The sequence below is a fragment of the Kitasatospora sp. NPDC001132 genome, from assembly GCF_053598415.1.
Map to the genome: position 1 here is coordinate 441,781 of NZ_JBSFKF010000001.1, position 18,545 is coordinate 460,325.

General features: G+C 74.6%; 16 protein-coding genes. 8 read left to right on the forward strand and 8 right to left on the reverse strand.

The features are described 5' to 3' along the window. The first annotated feature begins 124 nt into the window (after nucleotides 1–124). The 3 genes from ACWDBE_RS01710 to ACWDBE_RS01720 all read left to right on the forward strand — a co-directional run bounded on the left by ACWDBE_RS01710 (nucleotide 125) and on the right by ACWDBE_RS01720 (nucleotide 2,223). Entirely contained in the window at nucleotides 125–580 is a 456-nt protein-coding gene (locus tag ACWDBE_RS01710; protein ID WP_449806871.1) for a Pycsar system effector family protein, read from the forward strand. 130 nt (nucleotides 581–710) lie between these two features. Continuing rightward, a complete protein-coding gene (locus ACWDBE_RS01715; RefSeq protein ID WP_449806872.1) occupies nucleotides 711–1,646 on the forward strand; it encodes a class I SAM-dependent methyltransferase in 936 nt (311 codons plus the stop codon). Continuing rightward, complete coding sequence (locus tag ACWDBE_RS01720; RefSeq protein ID WP_449806873.1) at nucleotides 1,630–2,223, forward strand: GNAT family N-acetyltransferase; 594 nt, start codon at nucleotides 1,630–1,632, stop codon at nucleotides 2,221–2,223. Before ACWDBE_RS01715 ends, ACWDBE_RS01720 begins: the two co-directional genes overlap by 17 nt. A 42-nt stretch (nucleotides 2,224–2,265) precedes the next feature. On the opposite strand, the gene ACWDBE_RS01725 is transcribed toward ACWDBE_RS01720, so the two are convergent. Then, nucleotides 2,266–3,255: an alpha/beta hydrolase gene (locus tag ACWDBE_RS01725; RefSeq protein WP_449806874.1), complete on the reverse strand. Its 990-nt coding sequence runs from the start codon at nucleotides 3,253–3,255 to the stop codon at nucleotides 2,266–2,268. 485 nt (nucleotides 3,256–3,740) lie between these two features. Here ACWDBE_RS01725 and ACWDBE_RS01730 point away from each other — a divergent pair, with 485 nt between their 5' ends. Further along, nucleotides 3,741–5,189, forward strand: coding sequence for a WGR domain-containing protein (locus ACWDBE_RS01730; RefSeq protein ID WP_449806875.1), 1,449 nt, complete (start codon nucleotides 3,741–3,743; stop codon nucleotides 5,187–5,189). A 105-nt stretch (nucleotides 5,190–5,294) separates the two neighbouring features. Here ACWDBE_RS01730 and ACWDBE_RS01735 read toward each other — a convergent pair whose 3' ends face one another. The 4 genes from ACWDBE_RS01735 to ACWDBE_RS01750 all read right to left on the reverse strand — a co-directional run bounded on the left by ACWDBE_RS01735 (nucleotide 5,295) and on the right by ACWDBE_RS01750 (nucleotide 9,517). Beyond that, nucleotides 5,295–5,924, reverse strand: coding sequence for a hypothetical protein (locus ACWDBE_RS01735; RefSeq protein ID WP_449806876.1), 630 nt, complete (start codon nucleotides 5,922–5,924; stop codon nucleotides 5,295–5,297). A 190-nt stretch (nucleotides 5,925–6,114) separates the two neighbouring features. Then, nucleotides 6,115–7,188, reverse strand: coding sequence for an LLM class flavin-dependent oxidoreductase (locus ACWDBE_RS01740; protein WP_449806877.1), 1,074 nt, complete (start codon nucleotides 7,186–7,188; stop codon nucleotides 6,115–6,117). 253 nt (nucleotides 7,189–7,441) lie between these two features. Continuing rightward, a complete protein-coding gene (locus ACWDBE_RS01745; protein WP_449806878.1) occupies nucleotides 7,442–7,831 on the reverse strand; it encodes an SCO5389 family protein in 390 nt (129 codons plus the stop codon). 141 nt (nucleotides 7,832–7,972) lie between these two features. Beyond that, a complete protein-coding gene (locus tag ACWDBE_RS01750; RefSeq protein ID WP_449806879.1) occupies nucleotides 7,973–9,517 on the reverse strand; it encodes an MFS transporter in 1,545 nt (514 codons plus the stop codon). A gap of 548 nt (nucleotides 9,518–10,065) precedes the next feature. Between ACWDBE_RS01750 and ACWDBE_RS01755 the strand changes: the two genes are divergently transcribed. The 4 genes from ACWDBE_RS01755 to ACWDBE_RS01770 all read left to right on the forward strand — a co-directional run bounded on the left by ACWDBE_RS01755 (nucleotide 10,066) and on the right by ACWDBE_RS01770 (nucleotide 17,300). Next, nucleotides 10,066–14,613, forward strand: a complete 4,548-nt coding sequence (locus ACWDBE_RS01755) for an HAD-IC family P-type ATPase (RefSeq protein WP_449806880.1) — start codon at nucleotides 10,066–10,068, stop codon at nucleotides 14,611–14,613. 444 nt (nucleotides 14,614–15,057) lie between these two features. Continuing rightward, nucleotides 15,058–15,864, forward strand: a complete 807-nt coding sequence (locus ACWDBE_RS01760) for a SigB/SigF/SigG family RNA polymerase sigma factor (protein ID WP_449806881.1) — start codon at nucleotides 15,058–15,060, stop codon at nucleotides 15,862–15,864. A gap of 138 nt (nucleotides 15,865–16,002) precedes the next feature. Further along, nucleotides 16,003–16,308 carry a DUF3040 domain-containing protein gene (locus tag ACWDBE_RS01765; protein ID WP_449806882.1) on the forward strand — a complete coding sequence of 102 codons (306 nt, stop codon included), beginning with the start codon at nucleotides 16,003–16,005 and terminating at the stop codon, nucleotides 16,306–16,308. Beyond that, nucleotides 16,305–17,300 carry an iron-containing redox enzyme family protein gene (locus ACWDBE_RS01770; protein WP_449806883.1) on the forward strand — a complete coding sequence of 332 codons (996 nt, stop codon included), beginning with the start codon at nucleotides 16,305–16,307 and terminating at the stop codon, nucleotides 17,298–17,300. The genes ACWDBE_RS01765 and ACWDBE_RS01770 overlap by 4 nt, the downstream gene beginning before the upstream one ends. Here ACWDBE_RS01770 and ACWDBE_RS01775 read toward each other — a convergent pair. Genes ACWDBE_RS01775 through ACWDBE_RS01785 form a run of 3 tightly spaced genes read right to left on the reverse strand, consistent with a single transcriptional unit; the run spans nucleotide 17,274 to nucleotide 18,448 of the window. Beyond that, on the reverse strand, nucleotides 17,274–17,615 hold the full coding sequence (locus tag ACWDBE_RS01775) for a CDGSH iron-sulfur domain-containing protein (RefSeq protein WP_449806884.1): 342 nt from the start codon (nucleotides 17,613–17,615) through the stop codon (nucleotides 17,274–17,276). The genes ACWDBE_RS01770 and ACWDBE_RS01775 overlap by 27 nt on opposite strands. Beyond that, nucleotides 17,599–18,255 (reverse strand): HemK2/MTQ2 family protein methyltransferase, encoded by a 657-nt coding sequence (locus ACWDBE_RS01780; protein ID WP_449806885.1) that lies wholly within the window; start codon nucleotides 18,253–18,255, stop codon nucleotides 17,599–17,601. Before ACWDBE_RS01780 ends, ACWDBE_RS01775 begins: the two co-directional genes overlap by 17 nt. A 34-nt stretch (nucleotides 18,256–18,289) precedes the next feature. Next, complete coding sequence (locus ACWDBE_RS01785; RefSeq protein ID WP_449806886.1) at nucleotides 18,290–18,448, reverse strand: hypothetical protein; 159 nt, start codon at nucleotides 18,446–18,448, stop codon at nucleotides 18,290–18,292. Nucleotides 18,449–18,545 lie beyond the last annotated feature (97 nt).

Genomic DNA, 18,545 nt, shown 5'->3' on the forward strand with positions numbered 1-18,545 from the left:
GTGCGGGACCCGCAGGCGGTCCGTGGGCAGAAGCCCTCGGAGGCCGACCCCTCGGCGGCCCCGCCGGTCCGCTGCGCCGATAGCGGTGTCCCATACGTCCTCCGTGTCGGCGATGGAGCGCCTGATGGCGGCCAACAGCGCGGAGCTCGTCCGGGCCGACACCAAGGCCGCCGTGTTCCTGGCCTTCACCGGGGCGGTGTTGGCCACCTTCGTCCCCCTGGACGGCGGCGCCGGTTCGGGCTCCCCGGCTTGGCTGGCTCCGCTCCTGCGGTGGAGCGCCGTGGTCAGCGCCCTGTTGGCAGTCGGCTGCTTCGTCTCCGCGCTGGTGCCCCGCCACCGCAAGGGGCGGAGCAGCGGGGCGGCCGGGCCGGGGTACTTCGAGCACATCGTCCCGGGGGCGTGCTCGGATGGGCTGCGCCGGGCATTCGAGCGGGTTGGGCGCGATCCGGCGGGGCCGTTGCTGTCGGCGCTGGCCGGTACCAGTGCGATCATCCGGGCGAAGTACCGCTGGATCGAGGCCGGGACCGTGCTGCTCCTGCTGGCGCTTCCGCAGTTCGTGCTCACCCTCCGACCCTTGTGACGGCGGGTCGTTGACGGGCCCCGGCCGCATCACGGCCGGGGCCGGTGGCATGGCTCTGAGGCAACAGATGTTGCATGACGGGGCAATAAGTGTTGACGGTCTCCGTCGGCGGTCCGTACAGTGCCGGGCCATGGAGACGGGTGATCTTGGTCGGCGGGTGGCGGAGGATGTGGCCGGTGGCGGCGGGGTGGAGGGGTTGCGGCGGCTGTCGGGGGTGGTTGAGGCGCTGGAGGAGCGGCGGACGGAGCTGGTGGAGGAGCTGCGGCGAGGGCGGGAGGCGACCTGGGAGGAGATCGGGCGGGCCTGTGGGATGACGCGACAGGGGGCGACCAGGCGGTGGGCCGGGCGGCTGCGGGCGCGGTCGTTCGGGGTGGCGGCGGACGCGTACCAGCACGGTCGGCCGGGCTATCCGCGGGCGCTGATCGGTTCGGCGGTGCCCCGGGAGGCCCGCCGGGTGCTCGATCTGGGCGCCGGAACGGGCAAGTTGACCGGGATGCTGGTCGAGGCGGGCCTGGACGTGGTGGCGGTCGAGCCCGACGAGGGGATGCGGGCGCGGCTGGCCGCGGCGGTGCCGAAGGCGGCCGTCCGGGCGGGCTCGGCCGAGCGCATCCCGCTGCCGGACGGCAGCGTGGACGCCGTGGTGGTGGCGCAGGCCTGGCACTGGTTCGACCCGGCGGCCGCGTTGCCGGAGATCGCCCGGGTGCTCGCCCCCGGCGGGACGCTCTCGCTGGTGTGGAACGTCCGGGACGAGAGCGAGCCCTGGGCCGCCGCGCTCGGGGTGCTGATGCACCGTTCGGCGCGACAGCGGATCGACACCAGGCCCGTCCTCCCGGCGCCGTTCGGCGCGCCCGAGCGGCTGGAGATCGGCTGGGAGCACCTCACCACCCGGGCCGGGATCGTCGACATGGTCGCCTCGCGCAGCTACGTGATCGCGCTGCCGGAGCACGAGCGGGTCCGCCTGCTGGCCGACGTCGAGCAGCTCCTGGCCACCCACCCCGACCTGGCGGGCCGCGACGAGATCGCGCTGCCGTACGTGACGAGGTGCACCCGTGTCCGTCTCGGCTGAGCACGACCGGCGGCCCGTGGTGCGCTCCGTGGCGAACTCCGTGCTGCTGCGCCGCCTGGGCGTCGCGGACGCTGAACCGTACCGGGCCTTCCGGCTCGCGGCGCTGCGCGAGACGCCGAGCGCCTTCACCTCCAGCCACGCCGAGGAGGCCGGCAAGCCGTTGTCCGCGACGCTGCGCCGGCTGGCCGGCGCCGAGGACGGTCCGGGCGCCCTGATCGGCGCCTTCGACGGCAGCGGCGCGCTGGTCGGCACCGCCGGGCTGAAGGTTTCGCAGCGCAGCCAGGAACGGCACAAGGGCACGCTGTACGGCATGGCGGTGGCCCGCGGCGCGGGCGGCCGGGGGATCGGCCGCGCCCTGGTGCGGGAGGTGCTGCGCACCTCGGCGGACGACGGGCGGCTGCGGCAGGTGCTGCTGACCGTCTCGGAGGGCAACGAGCCGGCCCTGCGGCTCTACACCGCCTGCGGCTTCGAGGTGTGGGGGCGGGAGCCGAGGGCGGTCCTGGTGGAGGGGCGGGCGGTCGCGAAGCTGCACATGGTGCGCCTGCTGGACGGGGAGCGGGCGGCGGCCGTGGACTGACGAGCCGGCCGATGACCGCGCGGAAAGCCCGCCGGGCCGGCCTCACCGCTGGAGGACGCGTCGCAGCCAGCGGGTGCGGGCGTCGTGGGCGTCCCGGCTGATGGCCGCGTGCGGGGCGAGGCTGTCGAAGCCGTGGCAGGCGCCGGGCCACACGTGCAGTTCGGCCTCGCCGCCCGCTCGCCAGATCGCGTCGGCGTAGGTGACGGCCTCGTCCCGGAACGTCTCGGCGGACCCCACCTCGACGTACGCCGCGGGCAGTCGGGACAGGTCGGTGGCGCGGGCCGGGGCGGCGTACGGCGAGAGGTCGGCGGCACCGTACCGGTGGCCGAGCACCGCCTGCCAGGCGGTGGCGTTGGACGTGCGGTCCCAGGTGTCGTGGCCGGCGAGCTGGTGGCTGGAGAAGGTGTCGCCGCGGTCGTCGAGCATCGGGCTCAGCAGCAGCTGGCCGAGCGGCGCCGGACCGCCCCGATCGCGGACCAGCAGGGCCAGCGCCGCGGCGAGCCCGCCTCCGGCGCTCTTGCCGCCGATGACCACGCGTCGCGCGTCCACGCCCAGCGCGCCCGCGTGCTCGGCCGCCCAGACGAGTCCGGCGTAGCAGTCCTCGACGGCGCCGGGGAAGCGGGTGTGCGGAGCCAGCCGGTACTCGACGGAGACGACCGCCAGCCGCAGCGGCAGCGCCCAGCCGCGCAGCAGCCGGGGCAGGACGGACCAGGCGTTGCCGGTCACCATCCCGCCGCCGTGCAGGTAGTACAGCAGCGGCAGCTCCTCGCGGATCCCGGCGGGCCGCGCGCTGACGAGCGTGATCTCGCCCCCGCCGTCGGCCCGCGGCACGCGCAGCTCCGTCACCTCGAACCGGTCACCGTCGCGCAACTGGTCCGGGGTCGGGCGGGGCCGGGCGGCGAGGTCGCGTTGCTGCCAGGCCGTCAGGTCCTCCGGGGTGAGCACCTGCCGCGCCCGGTCGCCGGCGGACGCCAGCGCCGCCCGAACCTCGGGATCCAGCGGAGGCACGCCCCCGACCGCCGACCCACCCATCACCGGTACCCCCTCGCCGTGCGGCGCCGGTCGGCGCCGATCTCCCCAGCTTGCCAGCACCACCGGCACGGGGCCGCGGCGCCCCCGGACCGCCCCGGACCGCCCGCGATCAGCGGGTGCCCCGGCGGTGCGTCCACCCCATGGTGGCAGGGGAGTTGTCGGTCCCGCCCGCGAGGATCGCGCCCATGGACCTCACCGCCGCCCTCGCCGGGCTCGAAGGTACGGCACCAGCAGGGCCTGACACCCCGGCTGGAAGCGCTGCTCGACGGAGGGCGACCGCCTGATCGTCACCTCCGGCCTCGCGTACCACACCGTCCGCGAGGACGAGCGGCTGCGCGCCCTCCTGGCCGAGCTGTACCGACCTCGGCGTTCCAGTCCCCAGCCCCCCCGCGGAGCCGATTGTCAGTGACGGGCCGTAGCTTTGGAGGTGTCGGCAGGCCTCCCCGCCGGCACCCCATCTCCGATGCCCGAAAGGGGACCGCACCGTGTCCGTCGCCGTGGAAGAGCAGGTCACGTACCTCGAACTGTCCGAGGACGAGGGGAGCGCGCACAAGTTCTACGAGGTGCGGCTCGCCGGCCAGGTGGTGACGGTGCGGTACGGGCGGATCGGCGAGCCCGGGCAGAGCAAGTCGACGACGTACCCGAGCCCGGAGAAGGCGGCCGCGTCGGCGGCCAAGAAGATCGGCGAGAAGGTCCGCAAGGGCTACGCCCCGGCCGTCCAGGGCGTGCGCCAGCGCCGGGCGGTGACCAGGCGCCAGATCGTCAGCACCCGCTCGACCGCCAACCAGGCGCCGCTGCTGTGGCGCTTCCGCTCCGGCTCGCCCGCCTTCGGGATCTTCGTCGGCGAGGAGCACGCCTGGGTCGGCAACGAGCGCGGCGATGTCTACACCCTCACCCACGACGGCGAGGTGACGGGCCGCTACGGCCTGCCGGACGGCGTCAAGTGCATCGTCGCCGACGACTGGTGGATCTACGCCGGCTGCGACGACGGCAAGGTGTACGACCTGGGTGGTAAGGTTCCGCGCGTCGCGTACGAGATAGCCCAGGACGTGGACATCTTCTGGCTCGACATCCACGACGGCGTGCTCGGCGTCGCCGACGAGCGCGGCGGGCTGACCACGGTCGACCACGAGGACGAGTTCCAGTGGCGCCGCCAGGCCGACGGCCGGGCCGGCTGGATGGTGCGCTGCGACGCCGACGGTGTCTACCACGGCCACTCGCGCGGCGTCGCCCGCTACGACAACCGCAGCGGCGACCAGCGCTGGCACACCCCGACCCAGGGCGAGGTGCTGTTCGGCTGGCAGGAGGCCGACGAGGTGTTCGCCGGCACCGCGCGCGGCTGGGTGCACCGGCTGCGGAAGTCGGACGGCGCCGAGGTGGCCGCCTACCGCTGCGACGCCGCGGTCTTCTCCTGCGCGGCCTCCCCGGACGGCGAGTACGTCTTCGCCGGGGACAACCACTCCTCCGTGTACTGCTTCGCCGCCGACGGCACCCGGCTGTGGAAGCTCGCCACCGGCTGCGGCTCGGCGTACAGCATGCAGTACCGGGACGGCCGGCTCTACCTGGTGACCACGGACGGCTCGCTGGCCTGCCTGGACGCGAGCGAGCAGGCGGTGCGGGCGGCCGAGAACGGCACGCTGCCGAAGACCGCCGAGGTCAAGGGCGCGGGCTGGGAGCCGGTGCTGGCCGGCGCCGGGCTGGAGACGGTCACGGTGGCCACCGCCCGGACCGGCGGCGAGGTGGAGGTCGAGTGCGTCCAGGACGGCGCCCGGCTGCGGATGCGGGTGGTCTCGCAGGGCTACGACTCGTCGTGGCGGGTGCAGTTCCCCAAGGACATCCGGATAGCCGGGGCACGCTACCTGGTCGCCGAGGTGCGGGAGTCCGCCTCGGGCGGCTTCTACCGCGCGCGCGGGGAGATCAAGCGCCTGCTCTGAGCCGGTGGCCCGGCACCTGCCGCACGCGGCAGGTGCCGGGCCTCGGTCGGCCGCGTAGGCCCCGCCCCGTGGGGACCGAGATCCTGGTGGACCGACGGTTCCGAGTCAGTACCGGTCCGCGAGGTGGCCGTAGCCGCCGGCCGTCCAGACGAGGCGGCGGAACTCCGGGAGGCTGAGGGCGGTGGAGGCCTGGCCGGGGGAGGGCGGGAAGTGGACGGTGCCGCAGCGGGCGCAGTACCAGGCCTGGGCCCAGAGCTGTTCGGCCCGGGCACGGTCGGAGAGTTCGCGGTTCGCGGCGGCGCGGAGCGCGGCGGCGGTCACCAGGAGGACGGCGGCGGCGAGGACGGCGGTGACCGGGATCGCCACGGGGATCTCGAAGGCCTGGTGGTCCCGGACCGGGGTGGCGAAGGCGGGCGTGTCGTCGTTGAACTGCCGTGCGAAGGCCCCGGCGAAGAACGTGAAGAAGGCGATCGCGAGGGCGGTCACGCCCAGGCCCGTCGCCACGCGGCCGGGTGGCTGTTCGCGGATCGGTGCGGGTGCCAGGGCCCGGGCGAGGTCGGACACGACCTCGCGGGTCCGGTGGCTGCCGGCCCCCTGCTGCGAGGGCCGGACGATCACCCTCGTCCGCCCGGCGTGGTAGACGGCCGGGACGCCGCGGACCTGGTCGGTGAGCCGGCATCTCGGGCAGGGGTGCAGGGTCGGCGGCGGTGCGGGTGCGGCTTGGTACGGGCCCATCACGGTCTCCCCCCGTGTCGGCGTCCGGCCGGGCGGCCGTCCGTCCGCACTGGCCCGTCCGTCCGTACCGGCCCGTGAGGCCGTACCGGCCTGGGAGGACGAATCGGTACGGGAGGCCGTGCCGGACGCCGTGGTTGCTGCGGATTCCCTTGCCCGGTAGGCCGGTTGGGGAAACCGCGAGGCCGCCCGGTCAGCGCTCCCCGGGGCCTGCTGCCGAAGCCGAAGCCGAAGCAGAAACCGAAGCCGGACGCCAGCCGAGCGCGGGCCCGAGGCGGGTGGCCAGGTCGGTGAGGATCTGCACGTAGTCCTCGTGATCGAAGGAGAACGGCAGCGCGAAGGCCACCTCGTCGACCTCGCGGTAGCCGGCGTGGGCGTGCAGCCGCTGGACGAGTTCCTCGGTCGTCCCGACCAGGTCGGGGGCGAACAGCAGCCGGGCCGGGCCCTGCGGGGCGAGGGTGCGCGGAGTGCGGGCGAGGGCGTAGGCCCGGTACTTGGCGCGCTGTTCGGGGGTGGCGCTGTCGGTGGGGACGACGACCAGGCCCTGGGAGACCCGGGCGCGTTCGCCGTCGGGGTGGCGCTCGCGGAAGGCGCGGATCTGGGCGGCCTGGATGGCGGCGAAGTCGTGCGGCCCCTCCTGCTCCTCCGGCTTCACCACGCTGCTGGTGAGCAGGTTGATGCCCCGCTCGCCGGCCCAGCGGGCCGAGCGCAGGCTGCCGGCGCCGTACCAGAGCCGGGAGGCCAGGCCGGGGGAGTGCGGCTGGACCCGGCGCGAGTACTCCTCGATGCCCTCGGTGCCGGCGAAGCCGGAGGCGTCCTCGCCGCGGACCAGGGCGAGCAGCCGTTCGGCGCGCCGGGGGCTGAAGTCCTCCTGCTCGCCGGTGTCGGGGTAGAGCGCGCCGCGCACGTGGTCGTAGTGGGTGGGCGGGCCGACGCTGAAGCCGGGGTTGAGCCGGCCGCCGGAGAGCACGTCCACGGTGGCCAGGTCCTCGGCGAGCCGCAGCGGGTTCTCCCAGCCGAGCGGGGTGACGGCGGTGCCGAGCTGGATGCGGCTGGTGCGCTGGGTGGCGGCGGCGAGCACGGCGATCGGCGAGGAGATGCCGTACTGGAGGTGGCGGTGGCGCAGCCAGGCGCTGTCGAAGCCGAGCCGCTCGCCGAGGGTGATGAGGTCGAGGGTGGACTCGTGGCCCCGGCGGGGGTCCGTCTCGTCGAAGAGCCCGATGGTCAGGAAGCCGAGTTTCCGCAGCGGGCGAGGGGTCGGCGACATCGTGGGCTCCACGTGGTGAGGGGCGGGCCGGGCGGGCGGTGCGTTCCGAACGTACGCAGCCGCCGCGCCGCCCGACAAGATCGACGCGCGATCCGGACACCGGCCGCCACGGGGCGCAACGCGGGTGCAATGCGGGGTCACGTGCGGCGGCTCCCGCCCCGTCGAGCGAGGCGGGAGCCGACGCGATCGGATCACCGCCGAACAGCATCCGAGTGGCATCCGGACCAGTCGTCCTGACCGTGCCCGGCCGCGGTCAGCAGCTGCGCAGCTCCGGGCTCTGGTTGCGGATCTGGTTGTGCAGCGAGGTGAACTCGCGGTACGCCGCACCGTCCTCGGTGCCGGGGCGGAAGGCGCCGACCCGGTGGCAGTTGACGAAGGCGAGCTTCACCCCGAAGTGGCTCTCCAGGCTGCCCCGGATCGCGTTGCTGGCGAGCGCGCGCAGCAGCTGGGCCCGCTCCTCGTCGCTCGGCGTGGTGTTGTCGGTGGTGAACTCCTGCCCACTGGCGGCGAGTTCGGTGCTGAGTCCGGCGACGACCCGGTAGGCGTACGGGAGCGAGGCGCGGACGGTGTCGAGGAAGTCGGCCTCGTCGACGCGGCCCTGCTGGGCCTGGGCGAGGAGAGCGGGGGAGACGTCGAGCGACATGGGTGTCCTCTTTCGGGGAGGCGTGAGGATTCGACCCGTGGCGGGCGGCACCGACCTGCGTACGGGCGGCGCTCACCCGCAACGGCTATCGAAGATGAAAACCATTTCAAGAAAGACTCTCCCGGTCACCCTGACGCCCTGTCAAGCGCCGCCCTTCGAAGGGCTGACGGCGGGTGGCACCGGCAGACGGACGACCTTGATGACGAACACCGCGATCGTCACCGCCAGCGCCGCGAACACCAGGCCCATCTGGAACGCGCCGGCGATGCCGTGCACCAGGATCTGCGAGGAGTACGGCGCCGGGAGGCGCCCGGTGGCCCGGAACTGGGCGGCCTGCTGCGGGGAGGCCTGCCGGAGGAACGCCCCGACCTGCTGCCGGGCCTCGTTGCGGCTGGCCGTGCCGAACACCGTGACCAGGATCGACAGCCCGAGCGAGCCGCCCACCTGCTGGCTGGTGTTGAGCATGCCGGTGGCGGCGCCGGTCTCGTGCGGGGAGACCCTGGAGACGACGGTGAGGGTGGCGGGGACGAAGATCGATCCCATGCCGAGGCCGAACAGCATGGTCGGCCCGAGGACGCCGCCGACGTAGCTGCTGTCGACGTCGATCCGCGTCGCCCAGGCCACCCCGCCCAGGACCAGCAGCGAGCCGGTCACCAGGAAGGGTTTCGGCCCGAAGCGCAGCTGGGTGCGGGCAGCGAACTGGGCGGCCGCGACGATCGCGACGCTGATCGGCAGGAACGCGAAACCGGCCCTCAGCGGGCTGAATCCGAGGATCTCCTGCACGAACAGGGTGATGAAGAAGAAGATGCTGAACATCGTCGCGGCCACGCAGAGCATCAGCCCGAACGCGCCCGAGCGGTTGCGGTTGCGGAACAGGTGCAACGGGGTGATCGGCTGCCGCGCGCGCCGCTCGTTCGCCACGAACACCAGGGCCAGGACCAGCGCGAGGGCGAACGAGGTCAGCGTCACCGGGTCCGTCCAGCCGTGGTCGGAGGCACGGATGAAGCCGTACACCAGCGAGACCATGCCGGCGGTGGCGGCGAAGGCGCCGAGCAGGTCGAAGCGGCCGGGGTGGCGCTCGGACTCGTTGATGTAGAGCGGCGCCAGCAGGGCGATCGCGCTGCCGATCGGCACATTGACGAACAGCACCCAGCGCCAGGACAGCCAGGAGGTCAGCATGCCGCCGAGCAGCAGCCCGATCGCGCCGCCGGCCCCGGCGACGGCGGAGTAGACGCCGAAGGCCCGGTTGCGCTCCTGGCCCTCCCTGAAGTTGGTGGCGATCAGCGCCAGCGCCGTCGGCGAGGCGATGGCCCCGCCCATGCCCTGGAACGCCCGGGCGGCCAGCAGCCAGCCGGCGGACTGCGCGACGCCGCCGAGCAGCGAGGCCAGGGCGAACACGAGGACGCCGACGATGAACACTCGACGCCGCCCGAGGATGTCGCCCGCCCGCCCGCCGAGCAGCAGCAGCCCACCGAAGGTGAGGGTGTAGGCGTTGATGACCCAGGACAGGTCGGTGGTGTTGAACCGCAGCGCCTGCTGGATGTGCGGCAGCGCGATGTTCACGATCGTGATGTCGAGAACGACCATGAGTTGCGTCGCCGCGATGACGGTGAGTGCTAACCCCGGGTGCTGTCCCCGACGTGCGGTCCCGGGCGAAGCCTCGGCCAGGGCGCGCGAGGTGGCCATGGCAGGTCCCCCTATGGGTGAGGGGTCAAGGGCGGGCAGGGGAGACGGATCCGTTCAGCCCTACCGACGGTATCCCCGGCAGATAGGGAACACAGTCGTTCATTACTGGCACACGGGGGCGTTCCGGACAAGAGGCGGTCAAATATGCGAAGCCGGGCCGGGTGAAGCCGCGCCGGGCTAAGCCCCCGTGCGCGGCGGCGCGGGATCCAGCCCTGTTTGGCCGGGTCCCAGCGGGCATACGCCCTACCGGGACGAGCGGACGCAGGCCCTCGGGAGTCGGTCCGCACGTTCGAACGCGCTGATCGGAAACAACCATGAACGAGCACGCATCCTCACCGGTACGAGGGCGGGCAAGCCGGCGCAGAAGCCGACCGCTGGAACGTCGCGGGCGTCGAAGGCGGCCTCCCGGCCGAGCGGCAGGACGAGCACCGAGCCGAGCGGCAAGTCGGCCGCCAAGCCGAGCGGGAAGGCCCCGGTCAAGCGCCGTGCAACCGCCGCCGCGTCCGCCGAGCGGAAGGCTGCGTGACGCGGCCGCCCGAAGGTGAACCATGGCCCTGCGTACACTGACCCGTCTGCCGGCGCTCGGCATCGGAGTGACCCTGGCCGCGCCGGTCGTCCTCGCGCGCGCGGCGCTGCCCACGGCGCGGACTGCTGCCCGGGTGGCGGTCGAGGCCGCCGGCGCCGGAGTTCGCGCCACGGCGCACACCGCCACCGCCACCGCCGAAACGGCGCGCCGCGTGGGCCGGGTGACCCGTGGCGCGGCAGAGGCCGGCCGCGGGTACTGGCAGGCGGGCACGCGGATTCAGCTGGCGCTGCGCCCTCGCGCTGCCGGTCGGGTGCGGGACGTGGAGGCGGCGGCGCGAAGGGTGGCCCTCGGGCTGGCCCAGCGGCCGGATGTGGTCGCTGCCTACTGGGACGGCGGACTCGCCCGGCTGGTGGTGCAGTTGGCTCAGGACGCGGCCACCGACCGCGTGGTGGAACGTGCCACCGAACTCGCGGCCGAGCAGCGGTTGGAGCGGGTGGAGGACGACGTCCTGGAGTCCGCGCACCCCGGCCGGACCGGCAGCGTGCGCGCGCAGGCCCTAGCCCTCGGGTGCGACGCCGTGGGTATCGCGACCGCCGTGGGCGCGCGGGTGATCCCGCTGAAGGCCGCACCCCGGTTGGCCACCGCCGTGACCGGCCTGGTGCGCGAGGACCCTGGGGTGCGCACGCTGCTGCGCCGCCGCCTCGGTGACTCCGGCGCCGACCTGGTGCTGGCGGCGGCCGGGGTGGCGGCGTACGGCGTCGGGCGGTCGCCCACCGCGCTGGCCCTGGACGCGGTGCTGCGGACCGGCCGGCTGATGGAGACGATCGCCGGTGCCGCCGCCTTCGACGCCGCGCACGACACGGTCTGCGCGCCCGCACGGTTGAGTCTGGCGGGCGAGGGCGTCGCTCGCCCGGCGTTGCGCCCGTTGCCGTGCGAGGAGTTCGCCGGTCAGGCGGTGGGTGGCACTCTGCTCGGCTCCGCTGCGGCCCTGCTGTTCACCCGTGACAGCGCGGAGGCGGCCGAGGGGCTGGTGGCCGGCAATCCCAAGGCCGCGCGCTACGGCCCGGCCGCGTTCACCGCCGTGCTGGGCACCGAACTCGCCCGTGAGGGTGTCCTGGTCCGCCGTGTGGAGCGGTTGCGCCGGCTGGAACTGGTCGACACCCTCGTCCTGCACCCCGACGCCCTGCGCGGCACGGGGAGGACGGTCCTGGAGGTCAATCCGAACGCACCCGGCTGGGACCACGACCGGTTGTGGCAGGCCGCCGCGGCCGCACTGGACCCGTCCGGGAGCGGACCGGGCATCGAACTGCGCCCGGTGCCGGACCAGTTGGACGCGCCCGACGGGAAGGGCCCGGAGACGGGCCTGATGATCGCGGCGGCCGGCGGGACGGACGTCGGCACCGTCCTGGTCGGTCGGGAGATCGCCCCGCTCGCCGAAGCCGCGCTGGACGCCGCCCGGCGGGCCGGACTGCGCGTCGTGCTGGCCGATGACGGCACGCTCGGCGACTTCGGCGTCCTCGCCGATCAGCTGATCGGTGACGAGCGGCCGTTGGCCGAGGTGGTGCGTCAACTCCAGCGCAGCGGTCGGGTGGTGCTCGCCGTCGTACGCGTACCGGCAGACGGCGCAGCGGAGTTGACACCGAGCGGCCGAGAGCTGCTCGCCGGACTGCTGCGCAGCGACCTCGCGGTCGCGGTCACCGACGACGACAGCGCGGTGGTGTGGGGCGCGGACCTCCTCGTGCTGAACGGACTCGAATCCGCGTGGCGGCTGCTGGCCGCGATTCCCGCCGCCCGCACCGTGTCCCGGCACGCCAAGACCCTGGCCGAGGCGAGCGCCGCGCTGTCCGGCCTCCTGGTCCTCACCCGGGGGCGCCGGCCCCACGGTGCCTTCCCGGTCGGGATCCGCCTCTCGCCCGTCAACGTGGCGAGCGCCGCGGCCCTCGTATCGGGCTGGCGGGCCGCCCTGCGCGTCAGCGCCCGCAGTGCGCCCCACCCGCCACCGCGCATACCCTGGCACGCTCTCGCGCCCCGGGAGGCACTGGCGCGGCTCAAGGCCGTCCGCCGGCCGGCGCGCTCCGAGGGCCTGCGGGCCCTGTCGGGCGCCGTACGGCGTGTGGGGGCGCTGCCGGCCTTCGGCCCGGCGCGCCTGACGGGCCGCCTGATCGGTGCGGTGCGTTCCGAACTCGACGACCCACTGACACCGGTCCTGCTCGTCGGGGCGACCGCGTCCGCCCTACTGGGTTCGACGGTGGACGCGCTGCTGGTCGCCGGAGCGCTGACGATGAACGCGCTGATCGGGGCGGTCGAGCGGATGCGAGCCGAACGTGCGCTCTCAGCCCTGGAGGTGACGCAGCATCAGGAAGCTCACGTGGTCGACGGGAACCGGATCCGCAGGGTCAGGTCCACGAATCTGGTGCCCGGGCAGGTGATCGAGCTGAACACCGGCGACGTGGTTCCGGCAGACGCCCGGCTGCTCGACGTCGACGACCTGGAGGTCGACGAGTCGTCGCTGACGGGCGAGTCCCTCCCCACCGTGAAACAGGTGGACGCCACGCCGGAAGCGGCAGTCGCGGACCGCCGGTGCATGGTCTTCGAGGGCACCACGGTCGTGGCAGGCCAGGCCCGGGCCGCCGTGGTCGGCACCGGGGACGACACCGAGGCCGGGCGGGCCGCCCACCTCGCCGCCCGCACCCCACCGGCGGCGGGCGTCCAGGCCAGGCTGCGCGAACTGACCAACCGCAGCCTGCCGTTCACCCTGCTCGGCGGAGCCGCCGTCGCGGGCCTGGCCGTCGTGCGCGGCCGCCCGGTGCGCCAGGCCGTGAGAGGCGGACTCGCCGTCGCGGTCGCCGCCGTGCCGGAGGGCCTCCCGCTGGTGGCCACGGTCGCCCAACTGGCCGCGGCACGCAGGCTCAGTCGGCACGGCGTGCTGGTGCGGACTCCGCGGGCGCTGGAGGCGCTCGGCCGGATGGACACCGTCTGCTTCGACAAGACCGGCACGCTGACCGAGAACCGCCTGCGGGTCACCCGCGTCGCCGCGGCCGACGGGGCCGTGCACTCCGCCGACGCTCCCGAGGCGGTGCCCGTCCTGCGCCTGGCGGCCCGAGCCTGCCCGCCCGCCGACGACCGCGCGGCCGTACACGCCCACTCCACCGACGAGGCGGTCCTCGCCGCGGCACCGGACGACCTCGGCTGGACACCCGACCGGGAGCTTCCGTTCGAGGCCAGCCGTGGCTACGCCGCCGCGACCGGGGCCGACGAGGACGGTCGCGCTCTGTACGTGGTGAAGGGCGCGCCCGAGAGCGTCCTGCCGGCCTGCGCCGGTGCCGGGGACGCCGAGGCCGAGACCGTGGCGGCTCTCGGCGCGGACGGCCTGCGGGTCCTCGCCGTCGCCACCCGGCCCGTCGCGGACGGCGGCGAGACGATCGACGCCCCCTTGGAACGGTTGGACCTGGTCGGCTTCGTCGCCTTGGCGGACACCCCGCGCGCCGGGTCCGCGGCGCTGGTCACCGGACTGCGGCAGGCCGGGGTGCGGCCAGTCATGCTCACCGGCGACCACCCGGCCACGGCCCGGGCGGTGGCGCTCGCGCTCGGCTGGCCGGACGACGTCGAGCTGGCCACCGGCGAGGAGCTGGCCGGACTCGACCGTACGGGCCGCGCCCGCCGGCTGCGCGACTGCGGCGTCGTCGCTCGGGTCGCCCCGGAGCAGAAGGTGCTGGTCGTCGAGGCGCTGCGGGAGGCGGGACGCGTCGTGGCGATGGTGGGGGACGGGGCCAACGACGCCGCCGCCATCCGCTCCGCCGACATCGGGATCGGCATCGCCGCGCGCGGCTCGGCGGCGGCCCGCAACGCGGCCGACCTGGTGATCACCGACGAGGAGCTGACCGTCCTGACCGGCGCCGTGGACGAGGGCCGCGCGCTGTGGCGCAGCGTGGCGGACGCGATCACCATCCTGATCGGCGGCAACGCCGGCGAGATCGGCTTCTCCCTGCTCGGCACCCTGCTGTCCGGGCGCGCCCCGATGTCCACGCGCCAGATCCTGCTGGTCAACCTGCTCACCGACATGTTCCCGGCGATGGCCGTCGCGGTCACCCCACGGGACGACCCGCCGAACGGGGAGAGCGCCCCACGAGCGGGCACCGCCGCCCTCGACGCGCCGTTGGCCCGCCAGATCCGCCACCGGGGTCTGGTGACCGCGCTCGGCGCCACCACCGCCTGGCTCATCGGCACCTCCACGCCCGGCTCCGCCCGGCGCACCAGCACCATGGCCCTGTGCGGCGTCGTGGGAGCCCAGCTCGCCCAGACCCTCACCGGACGACGGCGCAGCGCGCTGGTCCTCGTGACCGTTCTGGGCTCCGCCGCCGTGCTGGCGGCCGTCGTCCAGACCCCGGGTGTCAGCCGGTTCTTCGGATGCACCCCGCTCGGGCCGGTGGCCTGGGCCGGGGTCGCCGCGTCGATCGCCGTCGCCGTCGCGGCGCCGCCCCTGATCCCGCGAGTCGAGCGGGTGCTGCTGCTGGCCCTCGCCCGAGCCGTGGCAGCCGTACGGACGGCCGGGCCAAGGAGCGCGCCCTGAAGGACGACCTTCGGAAGGACGACCTTCGGAAGGACGACCTTGCGGCGCGGCGGTTCCCTCGGACCCGCCGGCCGGCGTGTTCGTTCCGGAGCGGTGGTGCGAGTGCGTGCACTCGGGCTGGACGGTAACAAAGCGGGTTAAACGTGAATTCAATGTCGTATGTCGGGTACAACCCTCCTGTGGCGACCGTGTCGACGGTCCGGTCGTCCCGCACCCCGGTTGGGGTGCACCGGGACCGCGCTTGAAGAAGCCGGGCACAGGTCCTGGGGGAAGAAGTCCGCAGCGCGCGGGCGTGGGTCCGCAGGCGTTGCGGGGTGTTCCACCCCGATGTCCTGGAGCGATCACGTGTCCACCCACCTGGAAACCACAACCGACCGGGAGCCGGTGCCCGCGGGGCTGCCGGCGGACCTGCCGGGACGGCCGACGGCGGCTGCACTGCGCCGCATGGGGAAGTCCGAGGCCAGGGAGCTGAGCGACGCGCTGTTCGGGCGGCTGGCCGGGCTGGCCCGGGAGAGCCACGCCTACAGCTACGTCCGCGGCACGATCATCGAGCTGAACATGCCGCTGGTGCGTTTCATCGCGGCCCGGTTCCGGCACCGCGCCGAGGACATGGAGGACATCCTCCAGGTCGGCACGATCGGTCTGATCAAGGCCGTCGACGGCTACGACCCGCGGCGCGGCGTCGAGTTCGTCACCTACGCCATCCCCACCATCGCCGGCGAGATCAAGCGGTTCTTCCGCGACACCTCGTGGCCGGTGCGGGTGCCGCGCAGCATGCAGGAGCTCTATCTGTCCGTCACCCGCGGCTCGGACCGGCTCGAGCAGGAACTCGGCCGCCTCCCGCAGCCCGGGGAGATCGCGGAGGATCTCCACCTCACCGTGGAACAGGCCACCGAGGGCCTGATGGCGGGCCGGGTCTGCCGCCCGAACTCGTTGGACGCGCTGCGTGACGGGGACACCGACGAGGCCGGCAGTGCCCTCCTGGACCGCCTCGGCGGCTGTGATCCCGGTATCGAGCTCGTGGACTTCCGCATCGCGGTGCGGCCGCTGCTGGCCCGGCTGCCCGAACGCGAGCAGACCGTCCTGAAGCTGCGGTTCTGGGACGGTTGGACGCAGTCCCGGATCGCGGAGCGGATCGGGGTCTCCCAGATGCACGTCTCGCGGCTGCTCAGCGCCACGCTGGCCTGGCTGCGGGAGGAGCTGGAGGACCGCGGCGCCCCCGGCTGGGCGGACGAGCCCGAGGAGGGCTGAGGCCCCGGAGGTGGCCCACGCGCAGTGGCGTGGGCCACCTCGCCTCACCGGACGCCGGGTCCGCGGGTTAGAGGGCGCGCCGTCCGGGCACCCGCCCCGGACGAAGCAGGGGGCGGACCGCGAAGGCAGGAGGAGACGATGGATGGGCGGGAGCGGGAGGAACTGCTCGGGATCGAACGGGGACTGCGGCGCGACCGCGCGCTCGACGCCCGGTTGCGAGGCTTCGGGCTCGGGTTGCGCGCCAGGGGCTGGGAGCTGATGCGCGGGGTACGGCCTCGGGCCGTCCTGGGGCTCGCCCTGCTCTCGCTAGGCCTGCTGGTCGCGGGGCTGCGGACGTCCTCCGCGCCCGTCCTGTGGGCGTTCAGCGGCTGCTGGGCGCTGACGCTCGCGATCGCCTTCGCGGTGCTCTGTGCCTGCGCCGACGGGCGGGGGAGGTCGCGGTGAGCGGGCTGCCCGCTCCGCGGGGACCGCTGTCGGCGTCGGTGCTGGCCCTGCTCACCACAGGACCGCCCGGGGCCGGCCGCCTGCGCGCTGCGCCCGGCTCCCTCGCCGAGCCGTGGGGTGAGGACCACCAGCTCGCCCTCCACCTGTGCTACGAGCTGCACGACCGGGGGTTGCCCGGGGTGTCGGACGACTGGGAGTGGGACCCCGAACTCCTCCGGTTCCGCCAGGAGTTGGAGCGCCCGTTCCTGGCCGCGGTGCGCGCGGAGGCGGAACCCGTGCCGCCGTTGGGGGAAGCCCTGGAGGCGCTGCTCACCGAGCCACCCGACGGCACCGGCCCCTCGCACTTCCTGGCCGCCGAGGGCGAGCGCCGGCACGCCCGCGAGTACCTGGTGCACCGCTCGGTCTACCACCTCAAGGAAGCCGATCCGCAGCTGTGGATGCTGCCGAGGATCCACGGGTCCGCCCAGGCGGTGCTGACGGCGATCCTCTACGACGAGTACGGCGCCGGACGGCCGGAACGGGCCCACGCCGTGCTGTTCGCCCGGATGATGACCGCCTTCGACCTCGACCCCGGCTACGGGCACTATCTGGACCTCGTCCCGGCCCCGACCCTGGCGGTGGTCAACCTGATGACGCTCCTCGGCCTGCACCGGGCGCTGCGCGGCGCGGCCGTCGGCCACTTCGCCACCGTCGAGATCACCTCCTCGCCCGGTTCGGCCCGCCTGGCGGCGGCGCTGGAGCGGCTCGGCGGGGGACCGGACGGCACCCTCTTCTACCGTGAGCACATCGAGGCGGACGCCGTCCACGAGCAGCTGGTGCGGCGCGGGGTCATCGAGGAACTGGTCGCCGCCGAGCCGGAGTCCGCCCGCGACGTGGCGTTCGGCACCGCCGCGGCCGGGGTGGTCGACGGACGCTTCGCGGACCACCTGCTCGACCGCTGGCGGGCCGGGCGCACCTCGCTGCGCTCACCCCTGCCCGACGATCCGGTCTGATTCCCGCCCGTCCGCCTCTTCCCGCCCGTCCGCCTTCCGCTCCCGCGCTCCCCGTCCTTCTGCTTCGCCCGCTCCGCCTGCTTCGCCCGCTCCGCGTTCCCGCGATCCCCGGGCCGGGCGGCCGTGCCGTCGGTGGCTGGTGTCGCAGAACGGGTAGTTGCGGCTGCGGCGGCAGGCGCAGAACGCCACCACCGGGCGCTCGCAGACCCGCACCGTACCGTTCGGCAGGACCACTTCCACCGGCCCCTCCACCAGCAGCGGGCCGCCGGGGACGACGACCACCCGGGTCGTCGGCCGGTCACCGTTCGCGGACACCACGGACCACCACCAGTTCCTCCTCGCGCCGGCCCGGCCGGATCAGCCCGCGCTGCTCGAACAGGGCGGCCCGGGCGGTCATCACCGGTCCGAACGCCTGCCGCCGCCGTGCCGCGACACCGGTGCGCAGCCCGCCCGCGCGCAGCTGCGAGAGCGTGGCGCGGATGTCCGCGAGCGAGGACTGCACGACCAGGAGCACGCCGCCGCGGGCGAGCAGACCGGGCACCTCGCGGCAGATCCGGTCCAGCACCAGCCGTCCGTCCGGTCCGGCGTCCCAGGCCAGGGCGGCGCCGCGGCCGGCGGTGGCCGCCGTGGCGCGGACCGGGACGTACGGCGGGTTCGCGGTGATCAGGTCATAGCTCCGTCCGGCGACCGGGGCCAGCAGGTCGCCCCGGCGGACCCGGACACGCCGGTGGTGCAGCCGGCTGTTGACCCAGGCGGTGGCGACGGCCCGGGCGGACAGGTCCACGGCGGTGACCCGCGCACCCGTCCGGGCCGCCACGAGCGCGACGGCGCCGGTTCCGGTGCAGAGGTCGAGCACCCGGCTGGAGCCGTCCAGTGCTTCCCTGAGCACGCACGAGGCCAGGAGCTCGGTGTCGCCCTGGGGCGGGTAGACCCCGGGCGGTCGGACCAGGAGCATGGCGGTTCCTTCCCGGCGCGGCGGTCGCGGCCCGTCACGCGCGGGCCGGCAGGGCCCGGTGGATCCCGCGGCGGGACCTGGCCGGCCACTGGCGCTCGGCGGCGCGGCGGACCAGGCCGGCCCGGCGCTCGGTGCGGTACCGGTGCTCGGGTACGGCAGGTCGGACCGGGAGATCGGGGACGACGGCGGTCATGGCTCCTCCAGGGGTCTACGCCGGCGCGGCTGCCCCGGACGGCGGGGGCGAAACGCAGGGCGGCGACGGCTGGCCGGGGGCACCGGGGAGCCCGGAC